Raw genomic sequence first — 21,768 nt, forward strand, 5'->3', positions numbered from 1 at the left:
ATACCGCTGTCGAAACTAAATCCGTCATGTCACTGGCCTCCTGAGGCTTTGCGATCAAGGCGCTTCAGGTTGATCGATGGTCAGCTTGACCGAGCCGCCGGTGCTCGGCGCCAGCGGCTCGCTGCTGCCCTGCCACTCACCGTGTGTGGCATTTCCATCTCTGGAGATACGGGCAAACAATTTGACCTGCTTGAAGTTGGACAAGCGAAGCTGCGGAGTCATTGCATCGGCGTCGCTCAAACTGACCGTAGCAGGCAGATCGGCCACCGTCAGGCGTTTCACCGCCAACGGCATCGGCGGACCGGATAGCGCGCGAGCAAAGACGAATACCGTATCAGTAGGCCGCACCTCATCGTTCAGCGCGGCACCCAGTTGCACATCGACCGTCAGCTCAGGGCCGACAACCCCAGCCGTTTCGCTCGCAGGTTTCTCCGCACTTGGCGAAGCCGGCTCACCAAGTTGTTCTCGGGCGCGGACAATGCCGCTCTGAATGGCTTCTCGCGAGGGATCTTCGGCTGGCAGCGTTGCGACCAGTCTCTCCCAGAATCCGATCGCTTCGTCGAAACGCTGCTCTTCATAGGCGACAATGCCCAGCAGCCCGAGGCTGGTGACTTCGCGGGGATCCCCCTTGAGTGCCTCGTCGGTCAGCTGCTGCATCTGCGTCGACCATTGGCGGCCTTCGGCAAAATAGAGCGCCTGTGCCCATTGGCCCAGAAGCTCCGGCTGGCGGCCCGCCCGCTTGATGAGCTGCTCATAGGCCGCGGCTGCGTCCACTGGTCGGTCCTGGCGCATATAGGTTCTGGCCAGAAAATACCAGGCCTCGGTGGACTCGGGCTGTGCCTTCACTGCGCGCTCCAGCCTCGTCGTCATTTCTTCCATGGTTCGAGGTTGTTCAGCGAACTCGCGCGCCAGCTCCAGCTTGTCGCTCGCTCCCCAATGCATGTACAGCCCGAACCCAAGCAACGGCATGAGAATAGCCGCGATCAACGGTACCGCTCGGCCCAGGTTGCTGCGCCGAGAGGTATCGTCACCCTCGGTGTCGTCTAGCAGCTCACGCGCCGCGTCGGCTCGTCCCGCCTCGAACTGTTCCGGGGTGAGCGTCCCTGCCGACTGTTGTGCGGCCAGTTCAGCGAGCCGCTCCTCGTAGAGTGCGACATTCAATGCCGTCCGGTCCTCTTCCGCCTGTACACGACGCCCCCGAGCCAGGGGAAGCAGCAGGAACGCCAGGGCGACCAACAACAGCAGGCCTGCACCTATCCAGAAATCGATCATGGTTCTTTTTTATCCAGCAACATGGCAAGGCGCGCGCGCTCGGCCTCGGAAAGAGTGTTCGACGCCACGCCAGCAGCGCTTCGACGACGGCGGATCAAGATGAACGCCAGCACACCGAACCCGAGTACCAGCAAGGCAAAAGGGCCGTACCAGAGCACTAACGTCTTGGCATTGACGGGCGGCTTGTAGCGCACGAAGTCGCCGTAACGGGCGACGAGATAGTCGACGACCTGCTCGTTACTCTGCCCTTCTTCCACCATGCGATAGATTTCACGACGCAGGTCCATGGCGATCGGCGCGTTGGAATCGGCAATGTTCTGGTTCTGGCACTTGGGACAACGCAGTTCCTCGACCAATGTGCGGTAACGCTCCCGCTCGGCATCGGTCTTGAATTCGTAGGCGTCGATCGCCGCCTGCACGCCACCTACCAGACACAACGCCAGCACAATCCCCTGGATCAGCTGTTTCATTCGTCCACCAGTTCTTGATACAGCGCCGCGAGTTGCTCGCGCCAGACGCGCTCATCGATAACGCCAACATACTTGTGGCGAATGACGCCCTGCTTGTCGACGATGAAAGTTTCGGGCGCGCCATATACGCCCAGGTCCAGGCCCAGGCTGCCCTGCTCGTCACGAATGTTCAGCTGATAAGGATCGTGGAAATCCCGCAGCCATTTCTGCGCCGCCGCGTTGTCGTCCTTGTAATTAACGCCATAAATGTTCACGCCCTGTTTCGCCAGCTTGTTGAGCACTGGATGTTCGACCTTGCATGCCACGCACCAGGTCGCCCATACATTGACCAGCGCCGGCTTGCCCTTGAGGTTCTCAGCGCTGACCAGCCGCTGTGGGTCCTCGACCGAAGGCAGCGAGAACGACGGTAGCGGTTTGCCGATCAGTGCCGACGGCAGCTCGGTCGGGTCGAGGAACAGTCCGCGATAGAGAAACACGGCGACCAGTAGAAAGATCGCCAACGGCAGCAGCATCAATACTCGTTTCATTTCAGGCTCCTTGCCGGGCCAAGCCGAGCGCGTCGCGGACGCGGGATCTGACTTTCACCCGGTAGCGCTTGTCGCTGACCGAAAGCACGCCACCCAGCGACATCAGTAATGCGCCCATCCAGATCCAGCGCACGAACGGTTTGATATGCACCCTCACTGCCCAGGCACCGTTATCCAGCGGCTCACCGAGGGCCACATAGATATCGCGAGTGAAGCCGGCATCGATGCCCGCCTCGGTCATCGGCATTTGCTGCACCGTGTAAAGGCGCTTCTCCGGATGCAGCGTCGCTACCTGCTCATCGCCCTCGAAAACGCGAATGGTGCCCTTATCGGAGGTGAAGTTGGGACCTTCGAAATGCTCGGCGCCGTCGAAAACGAAACTGTAACCACCCAACTGCAGCGACTCCCCGGGTGCCAGACGTAGATCACGCTCGTCGCTCTGTTGGCTCGTCAGCACCACGCCCAGCGCACAGACCACCAGACCGAAATGCGCCAGCTGCATTCCCCAGTAGCTCGGCGCCAGGCTTCTGATCCCCTTCATCAGCCCCTTGTGACGGGTCTTGTCGAGTATGTCGCGCACCCCGGCGGTTACCACCCAGGCAGCCAGCAGACACACTGCCAATACGGCCCAGTGGAAATCACCGAACAGCATCGAGCCCAACCCACCGAGGACGGCGCTGGTGATCAGCACCGGGGTCAGCATGCCGATCAGCCATTGCACCGGCGTGTCCTTCCAGCGCACTAGCACACCCACGGCGAGCGCGAGCATCAGCGCGCCGATGAGCGGCAGGAACATCGCATTGAAATAAGGGGGGCCGACCGAGAGCTTGGTATTAGAAATCGCATCGAGCAGCAACGGGTACAAGGTGCCCAGCAGGATCATCGAGGTGGCAACGACCAGCAACAGGTTATTGACCAGCAGCAGCGTCTCACGCGACCACAGACCAAAGCCGATCTGGCTTTTCACCACCGGCGCACGCAGCGCGAACAGGGTCAGCGAACCGCCGATGACAATCAGCAGGAAGGCCAGGATGAAAACACCACGCGCCGGGTCGGTCGCAAAGGCATGCACCGAAGTCAGCACGCCGGAGCGAACCAGGAAAGTGCCCAGCAGACTGAGCGAAAAGGCTGCGATGGCCAACAGCACCGTCCAGCTCTTGAAGACCCCGCGTTTCTCCGTCACCGCCAGCGAATGAATCAAAGCGGTGCCCACCAGCCAAGGCATGAAGGAGGCATTTTCCACCGGATCCCAGAACCACCAGCCGCCCCAGCCCAGTTCGTAATAAGCCCACCAGGAGCCCAGGGCGATACCGGTGCCCAGGAACGCCCAGGCGATCAGCGTCCAGGGCCGCGACCAGCGTGCCCAGGCGGCGTCCAGGCGACCACCAAGCAGTGCGGCAATAGCAAACGCAAAGGCCACCGAGAAACCGACATAGCCCATATAGAGCATTGGCGGATGCACCACCAGACCGAAATCCTGAAGCAGCGGATTGAGGTCACGCCCATCCATTGGCGCCTGCGGCAGCAGACGCTCGAAGGGGTTGGAGGTGACGATCAAAAAGAGCAGGAAACCGATGCTGATCAGACCCATCACGCCCAGCACCCGCGCCAGCATGTCTTCCGGCAACTGACGCGAGAAGATCGATACGGCGAAGGTCCAGCCCGACAGAATGAATGCCCACAACAGCAGCGACCCTTCGTGCGCGCCCCACACCGCGCTGAACTTGTAATACCAGGGCAAGGCGCTATTGGAGTTTTGCGCGACATAGGCCACGGAAAAATCATCGACCATGAAGGCGTAAGTGAGACAAGCGAAGGAGAACGCCAGGAACGAGAACTGTCCCCAAGCGGCCGGTTGCGCCAGCCCCATCCATTGACTGTCACCGCGCCAGGCACCGATCAACGGGAGCGTGCCCTGCACGACAGCCAGACACAGCGCCAGAATCATCGCAAGATGACCGAGTTCGGGGATCATTTCGCGTACTCCTGCTCGCTGCCACCGTAGGGCTTGCTTTTGCCGCTTTTTTCCAGCGCTGCGGTGACTTCAGGCGGCATGTAATTTTCGTCATGCTTGGCGAGCACTTCATCAGCGATCAGCACACCGTCCGCATTTACGCGCCCCAAGGCGACGATTCCTTGTCCTTCACGAAACAGGTCGGGAAGAATCCCTTGGTATTGAATGGTGACTGCTTCGGCATAGTCGGTGACACGAAAGGTCACTGTCAGCGAATCGCTACTGCGTTGTACCGAACCCTCTTCGACCATACCGCCAGCGCGGATGCGTGTGCCCTCTGGCGCTTCACCCGCGGCGATCTGGGTAGGCGTGTAAAAGAGGTTGATGTTCTCTTGCAGGGCAGACAACGCCAGCGCCACCGCAATGCCCACACCAGCCAGAATGGCCAGCACGATGAACAGACGCTTCTTGCGCACAGGATTCACTTCATTTCCTCCCGGCGCAAACGACGCGCCTCGTCTTGCAGATAACGCCGGCGCGCCATCATCGGCAGTGCCACGTTGAGAATCAGGACCGCCAGGCTGATGCCATAGGAAGTCCAGACATACAGCCCATGGTTGCCCATGGCGAGGAACTCGGAAAACGACGAGAAATACATCATGCCTTGCCTACCAACGCCTTTACTTCGGCCTTGACCCAGCTGCTCCGAGATTCACGACGCAGCACTTCGAGGCGCATACGCATCAGCAGCACCACGGCGAAGAAACAGTAAAAACCCAACACCATGACCAACAGCGGCAGCCACATTTCCACCGGCATGGCCGGCTTTTCCGTCACCGTAAAGGTGGCGGGTTGGTGAAGGGTGTTCCACCACTCCACCGAATATTTGATGATCGGGATGTTGACCACGCCGACTATCGACAGCACTGCGCAGGCCTTGGCGGCGCTGTCGCGGTTGCTGATTGCCTGACCAAGGGCAATGATGCCGAAATACAGGAACAGCAGAATCAGCATCGATGTCAGACGTGCGTCCCACACCCACCAGGCACCCCAGGTCGGCTTGCCCCATACCGCACCGGTCACCAGCGCAATGAACGTCATCCAGGCGCCTATGGGCGCGGCCTGCTGCAGGGCGACATCGGCCAGCTTCATCTTCCAGACCAGCCCGACGAGCCCTGCCACCGCCAACATCACGTAAATCGACTGCGCCAGAAAGGCAGCCGGCACGTGAATGTAGATGATGCGAAAGCTGTTTCCCTGCTGATAATCCTGCGGCGCGAATGCCAGCCCCCAGACCACGCCGACGCTGATCAGTAACAGCGCCGCCCAGGCCAGCCACAGCAGCCAACGCCCACTGATCTCGTAGAACCATTTGGGCGAACCCAGTTTGTGGAACCATGTCCAGTTCATTGAGCGTGCCTCATGTTCACCATGCAAGCCGATACTGCTCCGAAACCGGACAGTCGCCTCTCGTTCGCGATCAGTAAACTCATCGTTGTCGAAGCCGTTCGTCTCGCATCGGCGATTCGCGCTCCGCTATCGGATAGAAACATCGTGCAATCCGTCATTCGCCGACGCTGATTTTCAGGCCGGCCGCTATCGCAAAGGGTGACAGGGTAACTGCCAAGGCAGTCAGGCTGGAAAGCCATAACAGGTAACCAAGCGCAGGCAACCCCTGTAATGCTGCTTGCAACGCCCCACTGCCCAGGATCAATACGGGGATATACAGCGGCAGAATGAGCAGCGCCAGTAGCAAGCCACCACGTTTGAGGCCGACGGTCAGGGCCGCACCCACCGCACCCAGCAGGCTGAGTATCGGCGTGCCCAGCAGCAGCGAAACCAGCAGGACCGGCAGCGCGCTGACCGGCATTCCCAGCATGAGACCCAGTAACGGGGCTAGCAGCACCAGCGCCAGGCCGGAAAACAACCAGTGTGCCAGCACCTTGGCGAGGACTAGAAGCGCCAGGGGGTGCGGCGAAACGACCCACTGTTCGAGCGACCCATCCTCGAAATCGCTGCGAAACAGTCCGTCCAGCGAGAGCAACACCGCCAATAGCGCAGCGACCCAGATCAATCCCGGCGAAATCGTCCGCAGCAATTGCGACTCGGGGCCGACCGCCAGCGGAAAAAGAGCAATGACGATGGCGAAGAAAACCAACGGATTAGCCAGTTCCGCCGGTCGACGGAACAACAGGCGGGTTTCGCGAGCCAGCAGCAAAGTAAAGACGTTACTCATGCGGCCCGCTGCCCCAGATCGATTTCGCGGAAGGCCGCCGGCTTCTCGGCGAGGGAATGATGTGTCGTCAGCACGACCATGCCGCCCAGCTCGCAGTGGGCCGCCAGATGCCGCTCGAGTTGCGCCACGCCATGCTTGTCGAGCGCGGTGAAGGGCTCATCGAGTATCCATAGGGGTGGCGGCGACAAATACAGCCGGGCCAGGCCGACTCGTCGTTGCTGCCCCGCCGACAGCGTGTGACAGGGCACATCCTCGAAGCCACGCAACCCAACCGCATCGAGCGCTTGCCAGATCGCATCGCGCGTCGCAGGCTGGTGCAGGGCACACAGCCAGGTGAGGTTCTCTTCCGCGGTGAGCAACCCCTTGATACCCGCCGCATGACCAATCCACAGTAGGTTACGGGCCAGCTCATCGCGCTGGCTCTCAAGCTCACGGTTGTTGAGCAGCACCTTACCGCTGGTAGGTTGCATCAGGCCGGAAAGCAACCTCAGCAGGCTGGTCTTGCCGCTGCCATTGGGGCCAGCGATCTGCAACATTTCCCCTTTGGCGATCCGCAGGTCTAACCTCTCGAACAAGAGACGCCAGTCCCGCTCACAGGAAAGCGCTACAGCTTCTAGAAAGGGACTGGACACGCTAGGGCTACCTCAAGATGGAAGAAGCCCGGCCGCTACATCGATAGCGGGCCGGGCGGCCGGAATTATACATGCCGAGCCCACCCACCAAAGGCCACAACGGCGAAAGGTTGTAAGAGCATTTAAGTAAAAATGACCGAGATCAAAAGTACCCAGGCAATCCCCTCTTCCGGCCCCTCTCGCCCGGTGACGAACTCGGCCGAGCTGGCACTGAAGTTGTTGCAGCCGATGCAGGGATTGCTTATCGCAGGGGAAAGTGCCGAAGCCGAGGTCGTCAGTATCAAGGAGGCGCTGCAAAGCTTTCAGCTGACACTGCGTCTGACACTGACCAACGGAAGACAGGCGACGGTCGAGACCAGCAGCCCCAGGGCCGCTGTACCCGGGACCGCCATGCTCATCACCGCCGTGTCCGACACCCGCCTCATGGCGGCCCTGCAACCCGGCAATCGTCAGCCGCAGGGCAGTATCGACCTCACCCAGCTGCCGGTGGGGAGCGTGGTGCAAGGCAAGGTGACAGCCAGCCAGCAAACGCAGCAGGACGGGAAGGTGGTATTCAAGGTCGTGATCAGCCTGCTCAACTCGCCGCTCGCCGGACAGAAACTGAACGTCGAATCGGCGATACCGCTCGCGCCCGGCAACCTGGTAACGGCCAGAGTCCAGGGCGACCAGTCGCTGTCGTTCATGCCGCTGAGTGGACGCCTCGACCAATTGGTGCTGGGCCAGCAATTGACTGCACAGCACAATCGCCAGGGCTCGATCGAGGGATTGCTGGGTGCCCTTGGATCCGGTAATCGATTGCCCGAACAGTTGCGCGGCGCGGCCGAGCGTCTGCTCGGTCTGGTCCCGGATATGCGACAACTCGGTGACGCCAAGACGCTGGCCCAGGCACTGGCGCGCAGCGGTGTTTTTCTAGAGGGAAGTCTCCTGAGCGGCCAGGAGAGCAGCCTGCCGACCGATATGAAGGCCGCCCTGCTCCGCCTGATCGCTCAGCTACCCGGGCTACCAGGCGGAGGACCGGCGGCGGCACAGGCCGGTGCCGCGCTCGGTCAGGCACTGCCGGCCTTCGCCCGTAATGCGCTGGGCGCCTTGGGACAACCGAACATCCGTCAGCTGGCGCAAAGCTTTCCATTACCGAGCCGGTTATTACCCAATGCCGAGGAAGAGCCCGACCTGGAGCTACTGCTGAAGCTCGCCGCCGCCGCCGTGTCGCGATTGCAGACTCACCAGCTATCCAGCCTCGCCCAGACGCAGACCAGCCCGGACGGCACTCAGGTCACGACCTGGCAGATCGAGGTGCCGATGCGCGATCAGCGCGATATCGTTCCGTTGCAGGTGAAATTCCAGCGTGAAGAAGAGCCCCAGCACAACCGCAAAGAGAAACCGGACATCCTCTGGAAAGTCGAGCTCGCTTTCGATGTAGCGCCCCTGGGTCCGCTACAGGTTCAGGCGCAGCTGCTCCAGGGCAGCCTGTCGAGCCAGATATGGGCAGAACGCAGCGGCACCGCGGACCTGATCTCGGCAGAACTCGATCACCTGCGCCAGCGGCTGGTCACGGCCGGGCTGAATATCGGCGAACTCGCCTGCCGGCAAGGCACGCCCCCCCAAGGGCCTCGCACCTCCCTGGATCAACTTTTCGTGGACGAAACCGCATGACAGCCAGCACACCGCGCCAAGCCATCGCCCTCACCTACGATGGCGCCACTACACCAACCCTGTCCGCCAAGGGCGACGACGAGCTGGCCGAAGCGATACTGGCGATCGCGCGCGAGCATGAAGTGCCGATTTACGAAAATGCCGAGCTGGTGAAACTGCTGGCGCGTCTGGAGCTGGGTGATGCCATTCCCGAGGCGCTCTATCGCACCATCGCCGAGATCATCGCGTTCGCCTGGTACCTGAAAGGCAAATGTCCGCCAGGATTTACCGAGCAACAGGACTCTTCGTCCGCCCTGCGCCTCAATGGGCCTGAGCGTTGAGGGTCGTGACATCGTCGAACCGACCTTTTTCCTGAGGGAAATCCGCCAACGTCCAGGCGAAGTAACCCTGGCGGAAATAAAACACCTGCTCGTAACCCCACGCCACGGCAAGACGTGCCGCCTCGGCGCTGGCCGGACAGACCTCGCTGTCGCAATAGATCACCAGCGGCACGCTTCTGGGCCATTCGTTTTGCGACAACCCAAAGAATTCCCGTGCGAGATCCAAATGCACCGCGCCTTCTATATGCCCCCAATCCCATTCACGATTCGGACGCACATCGACGAAAACGGCCCCAAGCGCGTGGAGCTGCCTGGCTTGGTAAACATTGACGGTCATCGCACCATCGACCTCCACTGGCGCTTCCGCCGCGAAGACCCAGGCCGGGCTCACCAGCAGACACAGCATCAGAATGCGCAGCATCACATCCTCCTCGCCCGCCGTCGGGGCATGGGCCCGCACCAGACATGGCGTAGCCTTGTCCAGATTGGAGGAAGCAATGGTCATATCGTTCACTGCCCGGCCTGAAGGCCGGACATGGATCACAGAAATCGCAAGGAGATGAAGCTATTCCGGGTTGCGGCGCGACGCATGCAGCTTGCGCATCAGTTCGGCTTCCGACTGAGACAGGCCGCAGGATTGGGTGAGATCGTCGATGCTGGCCCCCATGCCGACCAGCTTGGCGGCCTGGGAGAAGGTGAAACTGTTCGGATCGCGTTGTTCGAGTTGACTGAGTTTTTCCGGCAACGGCGCAACGATGCCTGACAATTCGTGCAGCTCCTTGCCCATGCGGACGGTGCCTTCCAGATAGTTCTCCAGCCGGCCCCCGAGCGCTTTGATGCGTTTGTCCCGAGCAGCATCCTCACGCGCTTGCAACTCGGCTTGCTGCCGCTGGCGACGGAATAGCCAGATGCAACAGCCCAGCAGTGCCAGACAGCACAGAGCAAGCGCGACGACTGCCGCAACCAGCGACGCGATCATGTCTCAGATGCTCTCAAGTTCCGCCCATTCTTCTTCGCTCATCATCTTGTCCAGTTCAACCAGAATCAGTAGCTCGTTGTTCTTGTTGCAGACGCCCTGGATGAACTTCGCCGACTCGTCGTTACCAACGTTGGGAGCGGTTTCGATCTCCGACTGGCGCAGGTAAACCACTTCAGCCACGCTATCGACCAGAATGCCAACCACCTGGCGATCCGCCTCGATGATGACGATGCGCGTGTTGTCGGAGACGGGCGCGGCGTCGAGACCGAAGCGCTGACGCGTATCGATCACGGTGACCACATTGCCACGCAGGTTGATGATGCCAAGCACATAGCTCGGCGCGCCTGGCACCGGTGCAATTTCGGTATAACGCAACACTTCCTGAACCTGCATCACGTTGATGCCGTAGGTTTCGTTATCCAGTCGGAAGGTTACCCACTGCAGGACCGGATCTTCGGAACCCTGTGCGGAAGTCGTCTTCATAGCCCCACCTCTTCATGTACCGCTGTGGCGGTCGATTCTATCGGTTACTCGGGACGCCTGCGCGTACCCTTGGTTATTCAATTCGTTTACGACGGGACGCCTTTGAGCTGGCGGGTCGCGCCACTGGCGATCAGCTCCGCAAGCGCGGCCACATCTACCAGCGCGCACATATGATCGATCACCGTACCGGCCAACCAAGGCCGCTGGGTACGCTGCGAACGCCATTTGACCTCTTTCGGGTCCAGGCGGATCGAGCGACTGACCTGATGCACCGCCAGACCCCACTCATATCCCTGCACCGAAATCACGTACTGAAGGCCCTCGCGAAAATCGTCGCGATAGCGCTCCGCCATGACCCAGCGCGCCGTGTCCAATACCTTCAAGTTACCGGCCTGGCTCGGCAATATGCCGAGAAACCAGGAGGGCTGGCCAAACAGCGGCGTCAGATCCTGCCCGGCGAGCGGATAGATCGAGCCGAGACTGACCAACGGTACCGCCAGCGTCAGGCCAGCCACGTCGAACAACAAGCATTCGAACGGCTCCTCACCCCACTCCGGCTGGCTGTTCCGTTGTGCCGGCGGGCCGCCTGGCACCTGTCCCTGCAACTCGAAGTTGGCAATCGGCTCGACCGGTACCGGCAATGGCTGCGCCGGTAACTCCGGCGGTAATTCCAGCAACGCTTCCGGCTCGGCTATTACCGGCACGGGAATCGGCGCTGGTTCAAATGCTGGTTCAGGCATCGCGACGGGCCGCAGCGGAACCACACGCTGAATGTCGCGCTGCTGTTCTTCGAGCACTGCGGCCTGAAACTCGTCATGACTGACCGAATCGGCCAGTTCCATGACGGCATCTTGCAAGAGCGCGTCGAGATAAGACTGCAGCGTCTGTTGCGATCGGCTTTCTTTAAGAACGGTACGGCTCATGAAACCAACTCGTGCAAACCCACTGGATAGGCTATCGGCCGCCGCCACGGCGAACTTGAACCACAATCTGATCCGTACGTCGCCATTCAGGCCACCTGCGGCGAAGCTTGTGCCGTCAGCAATGTCTTGAGCAGCGCCCGATAAGCAAGCACCGCGCGGCTGTTGGGGTCGTACTGCGAAGGCGTGACGCCCGCGCGACTGGCATCACGCAAGCGTGTGTCAATCGGGATGAAGGCCTGCCATAAATTGGCCTGGTAGCCATTACGCAGCACTTTCAACGTATTCATCGAGGCTTGGGTGCGTCGATCGAACATGGTCGGCACGATGGTGTACGGCAATGCCCGCTTGCGCGATCGGTTGATCATGCTCAACGTACTGACCATCCGCTCCAGGCCCTTCATCGCCAGAAATTCCGTCTGCACCGGAATGACCAATTGCTGACTGGCCGCCAATGCATTGACCATCAACACACCGAGCAGCGGCGGGCTGTCGATGATGGCGTAATCGAAGTCCTGCCAGAGCTGCGAGAGGCTCTTGGCAATGACCAGACCGAGGCCGTTCTGCCCCGGCGACTGACGTTCCAGGGTCGCCAGCACCGTGCTCGACGGCAACAGCGACACCCGCTCATGACTCGTCGGCAGCAGTAACTGCCAGGGCAGCCCTTCTGGTACGACGCCCTGATGCTGGAACAGATCGAAGACGCTGCGATCGAGATTATCCGGATCGTGACCGAAGTAGCTGGTCATCGAGCCATGAGGGTCGAGATCCAGCGCCACGACCCGCTTGCCGGAATCGGCCAGCAATCCGGCAAGTGCGATTGAAGTGGTGGTCTTACCCACTCCGCCTTTTTGATTGGCTACAGCCCAGACTCTCATAACTCTTTTCCATCCGGATCGAACCAGACCGGGAACGGCCGCGTCGGCTTGACCGACGACGGAGAATTGACGACACCGCGCGCGGCACCTAACGACTTGGAGCGTTTGCAGATTGTGTGCCAGAGTGCAAAGCCGCGCCGATGGCTCGGGCGTTGCCACTGCCTACACCACTCACGCTGCGACGCACATCGAGATTGCGTGAGATGACCAGAATCACTCGGCGATTGCGTGCCCGGCCTTCTGCAGTTGAGTTGTCCGCGATAGGCTGAAACTCACCATAGCCCACTGCCGCCAGCCGTGACGCATCGACGCCATCGGCAGCCAGCATTCGAACTACACTGCCGGCACGCGCAGCGGAAAGCTCCCAGTTGGTGGGGAATTTATTCGTATTGATCGGCAGGTTATCGGTAAAGCCTTCAACATGGATCGGGTTATCGAAGGGCGCCAGAATCCTGGCGACGCGCTCCAGCAGGGCGAATGCGTGATCGTTGGGCAACGCATCGCCGCTGGGAAACAACAGGCTGGAATTCAGCTCGATCTCGACCCACAGCTCATTGCCGCGAATGGTCAGCTGATTCGCGTCGATCAGATCGGCAAAAGCCGTCTGCATGCTCTGCATGATGCTTTGCAGCGGATCAATTGGCGTTTGCGACGTTTGCGGTTCGTCAATCTCGGAAACGTCCGGCTGCGTAGTGCGAGGCCGTTCTTCGCCGACCGGGATCGGCTTGACGGCGCGGTCGGCCTGATTGAATACCCCTACCAGCGAATCGGAGAGGATTTTGTATTTGCCTTCGTTAAGCGATGAGATCGAGTACATCACCACGAAGAAGGCGAACAGCAAGGTGATGAAATCCGCGTAGGAAACCAGCCAGCGCTCGTGGTTCTCAGGTTCCTCGTGAATTCTGCGTCGAGCCATGATCAGACGCTTCCCGACGAGAACAGACACGCAGCCACGAACCACGCGCTCTGAGCGGCAGCGCTGTGACGGTTAGCGGCGATGATCTGTGCATTTGCCATGTTCAATCTCATATCCACAGCGGCAGAAGTGCGCACTGTCAGCCTTGCATCACTCAATCCATGAAGCCTTGTAGCTTCATTTCGATCGAGCGAGGATTTTCCCCTTCGGCGATCGACAGGACGCCTTCGAGCAGCATTTCACGGTAGACGGTCTGCTTCTGCACCACGCTCTTGAGCTTCTGCCCAATGGGCAAAACCAGCAGATTTGCAAAGGCAACGCCGTAAATGGTGGCAACGAACGCAACGGCAATGCCACTGCCCAACTGACTGGGATCGGCGAGGTTGCCCATCACGTGTATCAGTCCCATCACGGCACCAATGATGCCCACCGTGGGGGAATAACCGCCCATGCTCTCGAACACCTTCGCCGCGCGCAGATCGCGGGATTCCTGGGTGTATAGATCGACCTCGAGAATGCTGCGGATCACTTCAGGCTCAGCGCCGTCGACCAGCAGCTGCAAGCCTTTGCGGGCGTAAGGATCTGGTTCGTTTTCAGCAATCGGCTCGAGACCCAACAGCCCCTCTTTGCGCGCCGTGGCGCTCCAGCCTGTAACCAGACTGATGCCATGAGCCATGTCGACCCGCGGCGGGAAAAGGATCCAGCCGACCACCGACATAGCGCGCATGAACACGGCCATCGGCGTCTGCAGCAGTACAGCGCCCAGCGTTCCGCCCAGTACGATCAAGGCGGCCGGCCCATTGAGCAAGGCCGAGACGTGACCACCCTCGAGGAAATTGCCCCCGACGATGGCGACAAACGCAAGAACCAGCCCGATGAGGCTGAGCACATCCATCAGAGGCACGCCTCGCTCAGGTGGCGGCCGATTTCATCGAGATCATAGACGGCGTCGCTGAGGTTGGCCTTCACCACGGCCATCGGCATGCCATAGATGACACAACTCGCCTCGTCCTGGGTCCACACCTGGCTGCCGCCCTGTTTGAGCATGCGTGCGCCTTCCCGGCCGTCGGCGCCCATACCGGTGAGTACCACCGCCAGCACCTTATCGCCGAATGCCTTGGCCGCAGAGCCGAAGGTCACGTCCACGCATGGCCGATAATGCAGTCGCTCGTCGCCAGGCAGGATGCGCACCGCACCACGTCCGTCGACCATCATCTGCTTGCCACCGGGCGCCAACAACGCAAGGCCGGGACGCAGCAGATCGCCGTCCTCGGCTTCCTTGACGCGAATCTTGCAGAGTTTGTCCAATCGCTCGGCGAACGCCTTGGTGAAGGCAGCGGGCATATGCTGGATCAATACGATGGGAGCCGGAAAATTGGCGGGGAGCTGGGTCAGCACCCGTTGAAGCGCGACTGGTCCACCCGTCGAGGTGCCAATGGCGACCAGACGATACGACTTTCGTCGAGGCGCTGAAACCGGTGCCGAATGGGCTGGAGAGGCGGACCTTGCCGTGGGGCTGGCAGCCGGCGCACTACTGGCTGAACGCGCCCCGAAGGCCGGAGCAGCCGGCGCGGCAGCAAGAGTGCTGGCTGTGCTGCTGAAGCGCCGATTACTGCGCGAGATGGTGTTGATCTTCTCGCAAAGCAGTTGCTTGACCTTGGCCGGATTGCGGGAAATGTCCTCGAAATTCTTCGGCAGAAAGTCCACTGCCCCGGCGTCCAGCGCGTCGAGCGTCACTCGCGCACCTTCGTGGGTAAGCGAAGAAAACATCAGCACGGGCGTTGGGCAACGCTGCATGATCTGCCGTACGGCAGTGATGCCGTCCATCATCGGCATCTCGTAATCCATGGTGATCACATCAGGCTTCAACGCCAATGCCTGATCGATTGCTTCGCGTCCGTTGGTAGCGGTTCCAATAACCTGAATATTGGGGTCTGAAGAAAGGATCTCCGATACACGGCGGCGGAAGAAGCCGGAATCGTCCACCACCAGGACCTTGACTGCCATAAAACACTCCTAGCGACAGCGGTCCTTATTTAACCGCTTGCTACTGATCAGATCCGGCGTGCGTAACGCTTGAGCATGCTCGGGACATCCAGGATCAAGGCGATACGCCCGTCGCCAGTAATGGTCGCGCCGGACATGCCGGGCGTGCCCTGCAACATCTTGCCCAATGGCTTGATGACCACTTCTTCCTGTCCCACCAACTGATCGACGACGAAGCCGATGCTCTGGTTGCCGACGTTCAGGATCACCACGTGACCCTCACGCTGCTCCTCGTGCTCGGCGCCGCGTACCAGCCAACGCTTGAGGTAGAACAGCGGCAGCGCCTTGTCACGCACGATGACGACTTCCTGGCCATCCACCACGTTAGTGCGGGAAAGATCGAGGTGGAATATCTCGTTGACGCTGACCAGCGGGAAGGCGAAGGCCTGGTTGCCCAGCATCACCATCAGCGTGGGCATGATCGCCAGTGTCAGCGGTACCTTGATGACCACGCGCGAGCCCTGGCCCTTGCTGGAAAACACGTTGACCGTGCCGTTGAGTTGCGAAATCTTGGTCTTGACCACATCCATGCCGACACCGCGGCCGGAGACATCGGAGATTTCCGATTTGGTCGAGAAGCCTGGCGCAAAGATCAGGTTGTAGCATTCCAGATCGCTCAGGCGGTCGGCGGCGTCCTTTTCCAGCAAGCCCTTCTCCACCGCCTTGGCGCGCAAGATGTCGGCGTCCATACCCTTGCCGTCATCGGTGATCAGCAGCAGGATGTGATCACCTTCCTGCTCGGCCGAAAGCACTACCTTACCGACGCGCGGCTTACCCGCGGCCTCGCGCTCTTCCGGCGTCTCGATACCGTGGTCAACCGCGTTACGCACCAGGTGCACCAGCGGATCGGCCAAGGCCTCGACGAGGTTCTTGTCCAGATCGGTCTCTTCGCCGACCAATTCCAGATTGATTTCTTTCTTGAGACTGCGCGCCAGGTCGCGAACCAAGCGCGGGAAGCGACCGAACACCTTCTTGATCGGCTGCATGCGTGTTTTCATCACCGCGCTCTGCAGGTCGGCCGTCACCACATCCAGATTGGACACGGCCTTGGACATCGCCTCGTCAGCGCTGTTTGAGCCCAGGCGGACCAGACGGTTACGCACCAGCACCAGTTCGCCAACCATGTTCATGATTTCGTCGAGCCGCGCCGTATCGACCCGTACAGTGGTCTCGGCTTCGCTCGCCGGTTTCTCGGACGCAGGGGCGGCCTTGGCCGCCGCTTCCGCTTTTGCCGGTGCCGCTGGCTTGCTGGGTGTCGGTGCAGCTGCAGGCTTCGCAGGTGCACTGCTCTTCGCTGCGGGTGCTGCGGCCGGCGCGGGCTTTGCCGCGGGTGCCGGTGCTGCCGTTACAGGAGCGGCCGCCTCCGGCTCGAATTTTCCTTTGCCGTGCAGTTGGTCCAGCAGGGCTTCGAATTCATCATCGGTAATGTCATCGCCACCCGTCGCGGCAGGTTTTTTAACCTCAGCCTCAGCCTCAACGGCGGGAGCAGCCGCCGTCGGTTCGGCGAACTGACCTTTGCCGTGCAACTGATCGAGCAATGCTTCGAACTCGTCATCGGTGATCTCGTCACTGACAGGCGTTGCGGCAGATGGCTGGGTAGGTGCCGGGACCGGCTCTACGGCAAATTGCCCCTTGCCATGGAGTTGATCGAGCAGCGACTCGAATTCTTCGTCAGTAATCTCATCAGTGGCTCCGGTCGGCGGAGTTTCGGCGGACTGATCCAGCGCACCAAGAAATTCCTCGAACTCGTTGTCCGCCGTCACAGCTTCGGGCTCTGGCTCGGCTGGCGCTTCGACTAGCGAATCTTGCGCGTCAGCCGGTTCGGCCAAACGCGCCAGCGCCGCCAACAGCTCGGGTGTGGCAGGGGTTACCGCGGTGCGCTCGCGCACCTGGGTGAACATTTCATTGACGGAGTCCAGTGCCTGCAGCACGACATCCATCAGTTCCGAGTCGACGCGACGCTCACCCTTGCGCAGGATGTCGAAGACGTTTTCGGCGATGTGGCAGCACTCCACCAGCTCATGCAGCTGGAGAAAGCCGGCACCGCCCTTTACCGTATGGAACCCGCGAAAAATCGCATTGAGCAACGCTGTGTCATCGGGGCTGCTTTCCAGCTCCACCAGTTGCTCTGACAATAGTTCGAGAATCTCGCCGGCCTCTACCAGGAAGTCCTGGAGGATTTCTTCATCGGCGTCGAAGCTCATATTCACCTTCCCCTAAAAGCCCAGGCTCGAAAGCAGATCATCGACATCGTCCTGCCCGGATACGACATCCTCACGTATATCGGCATGCATCTGCGGACCTTCACCATTGGAAGGCTCTTTTTCTTGTTTTTTCTTTTCCTGCTCGGCGCGCATCGCTTCGCGGTCATGCTGGATGCCCGCCACTCGATCAACCTGACCGGCCATGAGCACGAGATTCAACAGGTTGCTTTCAAGCTCGGTGATCAGCCGGGTAACACGCTTGATCACCTGCCCGGTCAGATCCTGGAAGTCCTGAGCCAGCATGATTTCGCTGAGGTTCTGCGACAGCTGGCTGCTGTCGTTCATCGAACGCTGAAGGTATTGGTCAATCCGCCGAACCAGATCTCTGAACTGCTCGGCATTCATCTCGCGGCGCATGAAACGTTGCCAATCGGAAATCAGGCTCGGAGCTTCGTAACTGACGTAATTGACCAGCGGCGCCGATTCTTCGACCAGATCCATGGTGCGATTGGCCGCTTTTTCGGTCATCTCCACCACATAGGAAAGCCTATCAGTGGCATCGGTGATCGGTGACGGGTCACCGCCCGTTGCGCAGGTGTCCATTTCGAGCTTGACGATGGCGTTATGCAGCTCACGGGTGAGCTTGCCGACCTCCAGATAGAGCCCATGATTACGGGCCTGATTGAGCTCGTTGAACATCTGCGTCGCTTCGTCGAAGCGGCCCTGTTGCAGACTTTCGATCAATTGAGGTGCGTGAGCCTTCAGAGTCGCTTCGAACTCTGCCAGGCTTTGATCTGCTTGCGTCATAGTGCCCTCGCGGCGTTACTTCTTCAGCCGTTGACGCGCTCGAAGATCTTTTCAATCTTCTCTTTGAGCACTTGGGCCGTGAATGGCTTGACCACGTAGCCGTTTACGCCCGCCTGCGCGGCCTCGATGATCTGATCGCGCTTCGCCTCGGCGGTGACCATTAGCACCGGCAGGTGCTTCAGGCGCTCGTCGGCGCGTACGGCGCGCAGCAGATCGATACCGCTCATGCCAGGCATGTTCCAGTCCGTGACCAGGAAGTCGAAACTGCCGCTTTTCAGCATCGGCAACGCCGTGGTGCCGTCATCCGCCTCAGCGGTATTCGTGAAGCCCAGATCGCGCAAGAGGTTCTTGATGATCCGTCTCATGGTCGAAAAGTCATCGACGATGAGGATTTTCATGTTCTTGTCCAAGTACACCTCCGTAGATCCCGAAATCCCAGAACCGGCTCACGGTCTGTTGCGGGCCTCATGAATGAAGCTCGTAAGCGGCCTCTAATGCTTTTTTTGAACCGCCCGTTAACGGGCGCGCCACTCACCGAGGCGAGCCCGCAGACGTGCCGCGCACTGACTGTGCAGCTGGCTCACCCGCGATTCACTGACGCCCAGTACCTGGCCGATTTCCTTCAAGTTCAACTCTTCGTCGTAATACAGCGATAGCACCAGCTTTTCACGTTCAGGGAGACTGCCGATGGCCTCGGCCAGCGCCTGTTGAAAACGCTCGTCTTCAAGATCGCGGGACGGTTCCGGATGAGAACTGGCAGCATCCTCCTCGAACTCCCCGTGCTCGCCTTCGGTCAGCAGATCATCGAAGCTGAACAAGCGGCTACCCAGGGTGTCGCCCAGAATGCCGTAGTACTCATCGAGACTCAATTTAAGTTCGGCCGCAACGTCCTGATCTTTAGCGTCGCGACCGGTTCTGGCCTCGATTGCCCTGATCGCTTCGCTGACCATACGCGAATTACGGTGAACCGAACGCGGCGCCCAGTCACCCTTGCGGACCTCGTCAAGCATGGCTCCACGAATGCGGATGCCAGCATAGGTTTCAAAACTCGCGCCCTTGCTGGAGTCGTATTTTTTTGACGCCTCCAGCAAACCGATCATGCCGGCCTGCATCAGATCATCGACCTGCACGCTCGCGGGCAAACGTGCCAGGAGGTGATAGGCGATGCGCTTGACCAACGGCGCGTACTGGTCGATGAGCTGATACTGCGAATCTTTAGCCTGAGCTTTGCTGTAATACATACCGAATCCAGCCGCTGTTATTGGTTAGGCTCTGCGGCGGGCCTGACGAGGCGCTCCACAAAGAATTCCAAATGACCACGTGGCGATGCCGGCAGCGGCCAGGTGTCTACTTTCTGCGCAATGGCCTTGAATGCCAGCGAGCACTTCGCACGCGGGTAGGCCTCATAGACTGCGCGCTGTTTCTGTACCGCCTTGCGTACCGCCTCGTCGTAGGGAATCGCGCCGACATACTGCAACGCCACATCGAGGAAACGCTCCGTCACCTTGGTCAACTTGGCAAACAGGTTGCGGCCTTCCTGTGGCGCGTGCGCCATGTTCGCCAGCACGCGAAAGCGGCTGATGCCGTAGTCACGATTGAGCAACTTGATCAATGCGTAGGCATCGGTGATCGAGGTTGGCTCATCCGTTACCACCAGCAACACTTCCTGCGCGGCACGGACGAAACTCACAACACCATCCCCAATGCCTGCTGCGGTGTCGATGATCAGCACATCGATATCCTTGCCGATATCGCTGAATGCCTGAATCAGCCCCGCATGTTGCAGACTAGACAATTGCACCATGCTCTGCGTACCAGATGCCGCGGGCACGACGCGGATACCGCCCGGCCCCTGAATCAATACGTCACGTAAATCGCACTCGCCTGCAATGACGTCGGCCAATGTGCGCTTGGTCGTCAAACCCAGCAGCACGTCGACATTGGCCAGTCCAAGGTCGGCATCGAGCAACACTACCCGGCGACCGAGTTCTGCCAACGCCAGCGATAAATTGACCGACACATTGGTCTTGCCTACGCCACCTTTGCCACCGGTAACTGCAATAACCTGTACGGGATGAATGCCCATTTTCACACGCCTATCTCTTGCTGGAGCCCTAGGGCCATCGATGCGTTCAGCCCGAACGCGTCTTCTTTGTATGTTTCACGGAGCAAAGCGTTCATCCGACCTTCCGTGAAGAACCACCGTTGTACAGACCGGAGAACACGTCGGCCATGGTTTCCTCGCTGGGAGTCTCCTCCGATTGCAGACTCACTGCCCGGCTAACCAGTTGATGGCTGCGCGGCAGATGCAGATCCTCGGGGATGCGCGGCCCATCGGCAAGGTAGGCGATGGGCAGATGTTGGCTGATGGTAAGACCGAGCACATCGCCCAGGCTTCCGGCTTCATCCAGTTTAGTCAGAATGCAGCCCGCCAGCCCGCAGCGGCGGTAATTGTGCCAGGTCGCCTTGAGAACCTGGCTCTGGCTCGTGGCGGGCAGCACCAGATAGTTCTTTGATTTGACGCCGCGGTCGGCCAGCGCCTCGAGCTGAGCGCGCATCATCGGATCATTCGCCGGCAGGCCAGCGGTGTCGATGAGAATCAGACGCTTGCGCGCCATCGGCGCAAGCGTTTTGCTCAACGGCTGCGTAGGGTCAACCTGAATGACCGGGACGTCGAGAATGCGACCCAAGGTCTTCAGTTGCTCCTGCGCACCGATGCGAAAGTTGTCCATACTCGCCAGCGCAATGCTCTGCGCGCCGTGCTTGAGCACATACCGCGCCGCGAGCTTGGCCAGCGTCGTGGTCTTGCCGGCACCGGCCGGACCTACCAACGAAATGATTCCACCCTCTTCCAGCGGCTCGACCTTGGTCACCTTGATCGCTTGCGCCAGGTGCGCCAGTACCATGCGCCAGGCCTGGCGCGGCTCGGACACTGCCGAAACCTTGTCCAGCAACGCGCGCGACAGCTCGGCGGGCAGGCCGATGCGCTGCAACCGGCGCCAGAGGCTGGCCTGTTGGGGGCGACGGTTCTGCTCTTGTCCCCAGGCGATCGAACCGAGCTGCATTTCGATCAGCTCACGCAGCCCCTGCAGTTCGGACTGCATGGCTTCCATCGCTCGCGAGTCGGCAGCTGCCGGAGCGGCAACAGGCTTGGGCTGAGCGATTGCGGCAGGCTTCTCGTCAAGCAGTTGACGATCCTTGCTCGGCTGGGCGCGCGACGGTGCGCTCAGCTCGGCATGGGCGTCAGCGATCCGCGCCTGGGTTTTGCGCAGCTCGGCTTCAAGCGCCGGGTTTGGCTGCTTGGGCGCGGTATCCATCGGGTAATCAAGCACAGCGGTCAGCTCGACGCCGCCAGCAACACGACGGTTGCCCGTGATCACGGCGTCAGCGCCCAGCTCGTCACGAATCATCTTCATGGCGATACGCATGTCGGCTGCGAAGAAACGTTTGACCTGCATGGCCTTTACCCTC

Annotated in this window: 25 protein-coding genes; 2 read left to right on the forward strand and 23 right to left on the reverse strand. The window is 60.2% G+C overall.

Annotation, left to right across the window (positions count from 1 at the left end; translation table 11 throughout):
* Nucleotides 1–54: 54 nt before the first annotated feature.
* The 9 genes from ccmI to ccmA form a co-directional block, all read right to left on the reverse strand.
* Nucleotides 55–1,272, reverse strand: a complete 1,218-nt coding sequence (ccmI, locus tag CH92_RS13820; RefSeq protein WP_025242359.1) for a c-type cytochrome biogenesis protein CcmI — start codon at nucleotides 1,270–1,272, stop codon at nucleotides 55–57.
* Nucleotides 1,269–1,742 carry a cytochrome c-type biogenesis protein gene (locus CH92_RS13825; RefSeq protein WP_025242360.1) on the reverse strand — a complete coding sequence of 158 codons (474 nt, stop codon included), beginning with the start codon at nucleotides 1,740–1,742 and terminating at the stop codon, nucleotides 1,269–1,271. The genes ccmI and CH92_RS13825 overlap by 4 nt, the downstream gene beginning before the upstream one ends.
* Nucleotides 1,739–2,269: a DsbE family thiol:disulfide interchange protein gene (locus tag CH92_RS13830; RefSeq protein WP_025242361.1), complete on the reverse strand. Its 531-nt coding sequence runs from the start codon at nucleotides 2,267–2,269 to the stop codon at nucleotides 1,739–1,741. The genes CH92_RS13825 and CH92_RS13830 overlap by 4 nt, the downstream gene beginning before the upstream one ends.
* 1 nt (nucleotide 2,270) lies before the next feature.
* Entirely contained in the window at nucleotides 2,271–4,244 is a 1,974-nt protein-coding gene (locus tag CH92_RS13835; RefSeq protein WP_025242362.1) for a heme lyase CcmF/NrfE family subunit, read from the reverse strand.
* Nucleotides 4,241–4,708 (reverse strand): cytochrome c maturation protein CcmE, encoded by a 468-nt coding sequence (gene ccmE / locus CH92_RS13840; RefSeq protein ID WP_025242363.1) that lies wholly within the window; start codon nucleotides 4,706–4,708, stop codon nucleotides 4,241–4,243. The genes CH92_RS13835 and ccmE overlap by 4 nt, the downstream gene beginning before the upstream one ends.
* The gene (gene ccmD / locus CH92_RS13845) at nucleotides 4,705–4,881 is read right to left on the reverse strand and encodes a heme exporter protein CcmD (RefSeq protein ID WP_025242364.1); all 177 of its coding nucleotides are present in this window, start codon (nucleotides 4,879–4,881) and stop codon (nucleotides 4,705–4,707) included. The genes ccmE and ccmD overlap by 4 nt, the downstream gene beginning before the upstream one ends.
* Nucleotides 4,881–5,633: a heme ABC transporter permease gene (locus CH92_RS13850; protein WP_025242365.1), complete on the reverse strand. Its 753-nt coding sequence runs from the start codon at nucleotides 5,631–5,633 to the stop codon at nucleotides 4,881–4,883. Before CH92_RS13850 ends, ccmD begins: the two co-directional genes overlap by 1 nt.
* 154 nt (nucleotides 5,634–5,787) lie before the next feature.
* Complete coding sequence (gene ccmB, locus CH92_RS13855) at nucleotides 5,788–6,459, reverse strand: heme exporter protein CcmB (RefSeq protein ID WP_025242366.1); 672 nt, start codon at nucleotides 6,457–6,459, stop codon at nucleotides 5,788–5,790.
* Nucleotides 6,456–7,091 carry a cytochrome c biogenesis heme-transporting ATPase CcmA gene (gene ccmA, locus CH92_RS13860; protein ID WP_025242367.1) on the reverse strand — a complete coding sequence of 212 codons (636 nt, stop codon included), beginning with the start codon at nucleotides 7,089–7,091 and terminating at the stop codon, nucleotides 6,456–6,458. Before ccmA ends, ccmB begins: the two co-directional genes overlap by 4 nt.
* Nucleotides 7,092–7,223: 132 nt before the next feature.
* Between ccmA and CH92_RS13865 the strand changes: the two genes are divergently transcribed.
* Nucleotides 7,224–8,744 (forward strand): flagellar hook-length control protein FliK, encoded by a 1,521-nt coding sequence (locus CH92_RS13865; RefSeq protein WP_025242368.1) that lies wholly within the window; start codon nucleotides 7,224–7,226, stop codon nucleotides 8,742–8,744.
* Complete coding sequence (locus CH92_RS13870; RefSeq protein ID WP_025242369.1) at nucleotides 8,741–9,064, forward strand: EscU/YscU/HrcU family type III secretion system export apparatus switch protein; 324 nt, start codon at nucleotides 8,741–8,743, stop codon at nucleotides 9,062–9,064. The genes CH92_RS13865 and CH92_RS13870 overlap by 4 nt, the downstream gene beginning before the upstream one ends.
* Here the strand turns inward: CH92_RS13870 and CH92_RS13875 are convergent.
* The 14 genes from CH92_RS13875 to flhF form a co-directional block, all read right to left on the reverse strand.
* The gene (locus tag CH92_RS13875) at nucleotides 9,045–9,485 is read right to left on the reverse strand and encodes a rhodanese-like domain-containing protein (RefSeq protein ID WP_025242370.1); all 441 of its coding nucleotides are present in this window, start codon (nucleotides 9,483–9,485) and stop codon (nucleotides 9,045–9,047) included. The genes CH92_RS13870 and CH92_RS13875 overlap by 20 nt on opposite strands.
* 144 nt (nucleotides 9,486–9,629) lie before the next feature.
* Nucleotides 9,630–10,043, reverse strand: a complete 414-nt coding sequence (locus CH92_RS13880) for a DUF2802 domain-containing protein (RefSeq protein WP_025242371.1) — start codon at nucleotides 10,041–10,043, stop codon at nucleotides 9,630–9,632.
* Between the two features lie 3 nt (nucleotides 10,044–10,046).
* Entirely contained in the window at nucleotides 10,047–10,526 is a 480-nt protein-coding gene (locus CH92_RS13885; RefSeq protein ID WP_025242372.1) for a chemotaxis protein CheW, read from the reverse strand.
* Between the two features lie 86 nt (nucleotides 10,527–10,612).
* Entirely contained in the window at nucleotides 10,613–11,449 is an 837-nt protein-coding gene (locus CH92_RS13890) for a CheW domain-containing protein (RefSeq protein WP_025242373.1), read from the reverse strand.
* Between the two features lie 86 nt (nucleotides 11,450–11,535).
* On the reverse strand, nucleotides 11,536–12,324 hold the full coding sequence (locus CH92_RS13895; RefSeq protein WP_025242374.1) for a ParA family protein: 789 nt from the start codon (nucleotides 12,322–12,324) through the stop codon (nucleotides 11,536–11,538).
* Between the two features lie 88 nt (nucleotides 12,325–12,412).
* On the reverse strand, nucleotides 12,413–13,240 hold the full coding sequence (gene motD, locus CH92_RS13900) for a flagellar motor protein MotD (protein ID WP_025242375.1): 828 nt from the start codon (nucleotides 13,238–13,240) through the stop codon (nucleotides 12,413–12,415).
* A 154-nt stretch (nucleotides 13,241–13,394) separates the two neighbouring features.
* On the reverse strand, nucleotides 13,395–14,135 hold the full coding sequence (locus CH92_RS13905) for a flagellar motor protein (protein ID WP_025242376.1): 741 nt from the start codon (nucleotides 14,133–14,135) through the stop codon (nucleotides 13,395–13,397).
* Nucleotides 14,135–15,247: a protein-glutamate methylesterase/protein-glutamine glutaminase gene (locus CH92_RS13910; RefSeq protein ID WP_025242377.1), complete on the reverse strand. Its 1,113-nt coding sequence runs from the start codon at nucleotides 15,245–15,247 to the stop codon at nucleotides 14,135–14,137. The genes CH92_RS13905 and CH92_RS13910 overlap by 1 nt, the downstream gene beginning before the upstream one ends.
* 47 nt (nucleotides 15,248–15,294) lie before the next feature.
* On the reverse strand, nucleotides 15,295–17,490 hold the full coding sequence (locus CH92_RS13915; RefSeq protein ID WP_025242378.1) for a chemotaxis protein CheA: 2,196 nt from the start codon (nucleotides 17,488–17,490) through the stop codon (nucleotides 15,295–15,297).
* Nucleotides 17,491–17,502: 12 nt separating this feature from the next.
* The gene (locus tag CH92_RS13920; RefSeq protein WP_025242379.1) at nucleotides 17,503–18,297 is read right to left on the reverse strand and encodes a protein phosphatase CheZ; all 795 of its coding nucleotides are present in this window, start codon (nucleotides 18,295–18,297) and stop codon (nucleotides 17,503–17,505) included.
* A 23-nt stretch (nucleotides 18,298–18,320) separates the two neighbouring features.
* Nucleotides 18,321–18,695 carry a chemotaxis response regulator CheY gene (locus tag CH92_RS13925; protein WP_172830728.1) on the reverse strand — a complete coding sequence of 125 codons (375 nt, stop codon included), beginning with the start codon at nucleotides 18,693–18,695 and terminating at the stop codon, nucleotides 18,321–18,323.
* Nucleotides 18,696–18,812: 117 nt separating this feature from the next.
* The gene (gene fliA / locus CH92_RS13930; RefSeq protein WP_025242380.1) at nucleotides 18,813–19,538 is read right to left on the reverse strand and encodes an RNA polymerase sigma factor FliA; all 726 of its coding nucleotides are present in this window, start codon (nucleotides 19,536–19,538) and stop codon (nucleotides 18,813–18,815) included.
* A gap of 17 nt (nucleotides 19,539–19,555) precedes the next feature.
* The gene (fleN, locus tag CH92_RS13935) at nucleotides 19,556–20,383 is read right to left on the reverse strand and encodes a flagellar synthesis regulator FleN (protein ID WP_025242381.1); all 828 of its coding nucleotides are present in this window, start codon (nucleotides 20,381–20,383) and stop codon (nucleotides 19,556–19,558) included.
* A 91-nt stretch (nucleotides 20,384–20,474) separates the two neighbouring features.
* Entirely contained in the window at nucleotides 20,475–21,755 is a 1,281-nt protein-coding gene (flhF, locus tag CH92_RS13940; protein WP_025242382.1) for a flagellar biosynthesis protein FlhF, read from the reverse strand.
* Nucleotides 21,756–21,768: the final 13 nt, after the last annotated feature.

This window comes from Stutzerimonas stutzeri, assembly GCF_000590475.1.
Lineage (GTDB): Bacteria > Pseudomonadota > Gammaproteobacteria > Pseudomonadales > Pseudomonadaceae > Stutzerimonas > Stutzerimonas stutzeri_D.

Excerpts from the sequence above, each read along its gene's own strand:
- ccmI (WP_025242359.1), bottom strand. The coding sequence starts at position 1,272 with ATGATCGATTTCTGGATAGGTGCAGGCCTGCTGTTGTTGGTCGCCCTG.
- CH92_RS13825 (WP_025242360.1), bottom strand. The coding sequence starts at position 1,742 with ATGAAACAGCTGATCCAGGGGATTGTGCTGGCGTTGTGTCTGGTAGGT.
- CH92_RS13830 (WP_025242361.1), bottom strand. The coding sequence starts at position 2,269 with ATGAAACGAGTATTGATGCTGCTGCCGTTGGCGATCTTTCTACTGGTC.
- CH92_RS13835 (WP_025242362.1), bottom strand. The coding sequence starts at position 4,244 with ATGATCCCCGAACTCGGTCATCTTGCGATGATTCTGGCGCTGTGTCTG.
- ccmD (WP_025242364.1), bottom strand. The coding sequence starts at position 4,881 with ATGTATTTCTCGTCGTTTTCCGAGTTCCTCGCCATGGGCAACCATGGG.
- CH92_RS13850 (WP_025242365.1), bottom strand. The coding sequence starts at position 5,633 with ATGAACTGGACATGGTTCCACAAACTGGGTTCGCCCAAATGGTTCTAC.
- ccmB (WP_025242366.1), bottom strand. The coding sequence starts at position 6,459 with ATGAGTAACGTCTTTACTTTGCTGCTGGCTCGCGAAACCCGCCTGTTG.
- CH92_RS13865 (WP_025242368.1), top strand. The coding sequence starts at position 7,224 with ATGACCGAGATCAAAAGTACCCAGGCAATCCCCTCTTCCGGCCCCTCT.
- CH92_RS13870 (WP_025242369.1), top strand. The coding sequence starts at position 8,741 with ATGACAGCCAGCACACCGCGCCAAGCCATCGCCCTCACCTACGATGGC.
- CH92_RS13875 (WP_025242370.1), bottom strand. The coding sequence starts at position 9,485 with ATGCTGCGCATTCTGATGCTGTGTCTGCTGGTGAGCCCGGCCTGGGTC.
- CH92_RS13880 (WP_025242371.1), bottom strand. The coding sequence starts at position 10,043 with ATGATCGCGTCGCTGGTTGCGGCAGTCGTCGCGCTTGCTCTGTGCTGT.
- CH92_RS13885 (WP_025242372.1), bottom strand. The coding sequence starts at position 10,526 with ATGAAGACGACTTCCGCACAGGGTTCCGAAGATCCGGTCCTGCAGTGG.
- CH92_RS13890 (WP_025242373.1), bottom strand. The coding sequence starts at position 11,449 with ATGAGCCGTACCGTTCTTAAAGAAAGCCGATCGCAACAGACGCTGCAG.
- CH92_RS13895 (WP_025242374.1), bottom strand. The coding sequence starts at position 12,324 with ATGAGAGTCTGGGCTGTAGCCAATCAAAAAGGCGGAGTGGGTAAGACC.
- motD (WP_025242375.1), bottom strand. The coding sequence starts at position 13,240 with ATGGCTCGACGCAGAATTCACGAGGAACCTGAGAACCACGAGCGCTGG.
- CH92_RS13905 (WP_025242376.1), bottom strand. The coding sequence starts at position 14,135 with ATGGATGTGCTCAGCCTCATCGGGCTGGTTCTTGCGTTTGTCGCCATC.
- CH92_RS13910 (WP_025242377.1), bottom strand. The coding sequence starts at position 15,247 with ATGGCAGTCAAGGTCCTGGTGGTGGACGATTCCGGCTTCTTCCGCCGC.
- CH92_RS13915 (WP_025242378.1), bottom strand. The coding sequence starts at position 17,490 with ATGAGCTTCGACGCCGATGAAGAAATCCTCCAGGACTTCCTGGTAGAG.
- CH92_RS13920 (WP_025242379.1), bottom strand. The coding sequence starts at position 18,297 with ATGACGCAAGCAGATCAAAGCCTGGCAGAGTTCGAAGCGACTCTGAAG.
- CH92_RS13925 (WP_172830728.1), bottom strand. The coding sequence starts at position 18,695 with ATGAAAATCCTCATCGTCGATGACTTTTCGACCATGAGACGGATCATC.
- fliA (WP_025242380.1), bottom strand. The coding sequence starts at position 19,538 with ATGTATTACAGCAAAGCTCAGGCTAAAGATTCGCAGTATCAGCTCATC.
- fleN (WP_025242381.1), bottom strand. The coding sequence starts at position 20,383 with ATGGGCATTCATCCCGTACAGGTTATTGCAGTTACCGGTGGCAAAGGT.
- flhF (WP_025242382.1), bottom strand. The coding sequence starts at position 21,755 with ATGCAGGTCAAACGTTTCTTCGCAGCCGACATGCGTATCGCCATGAAG.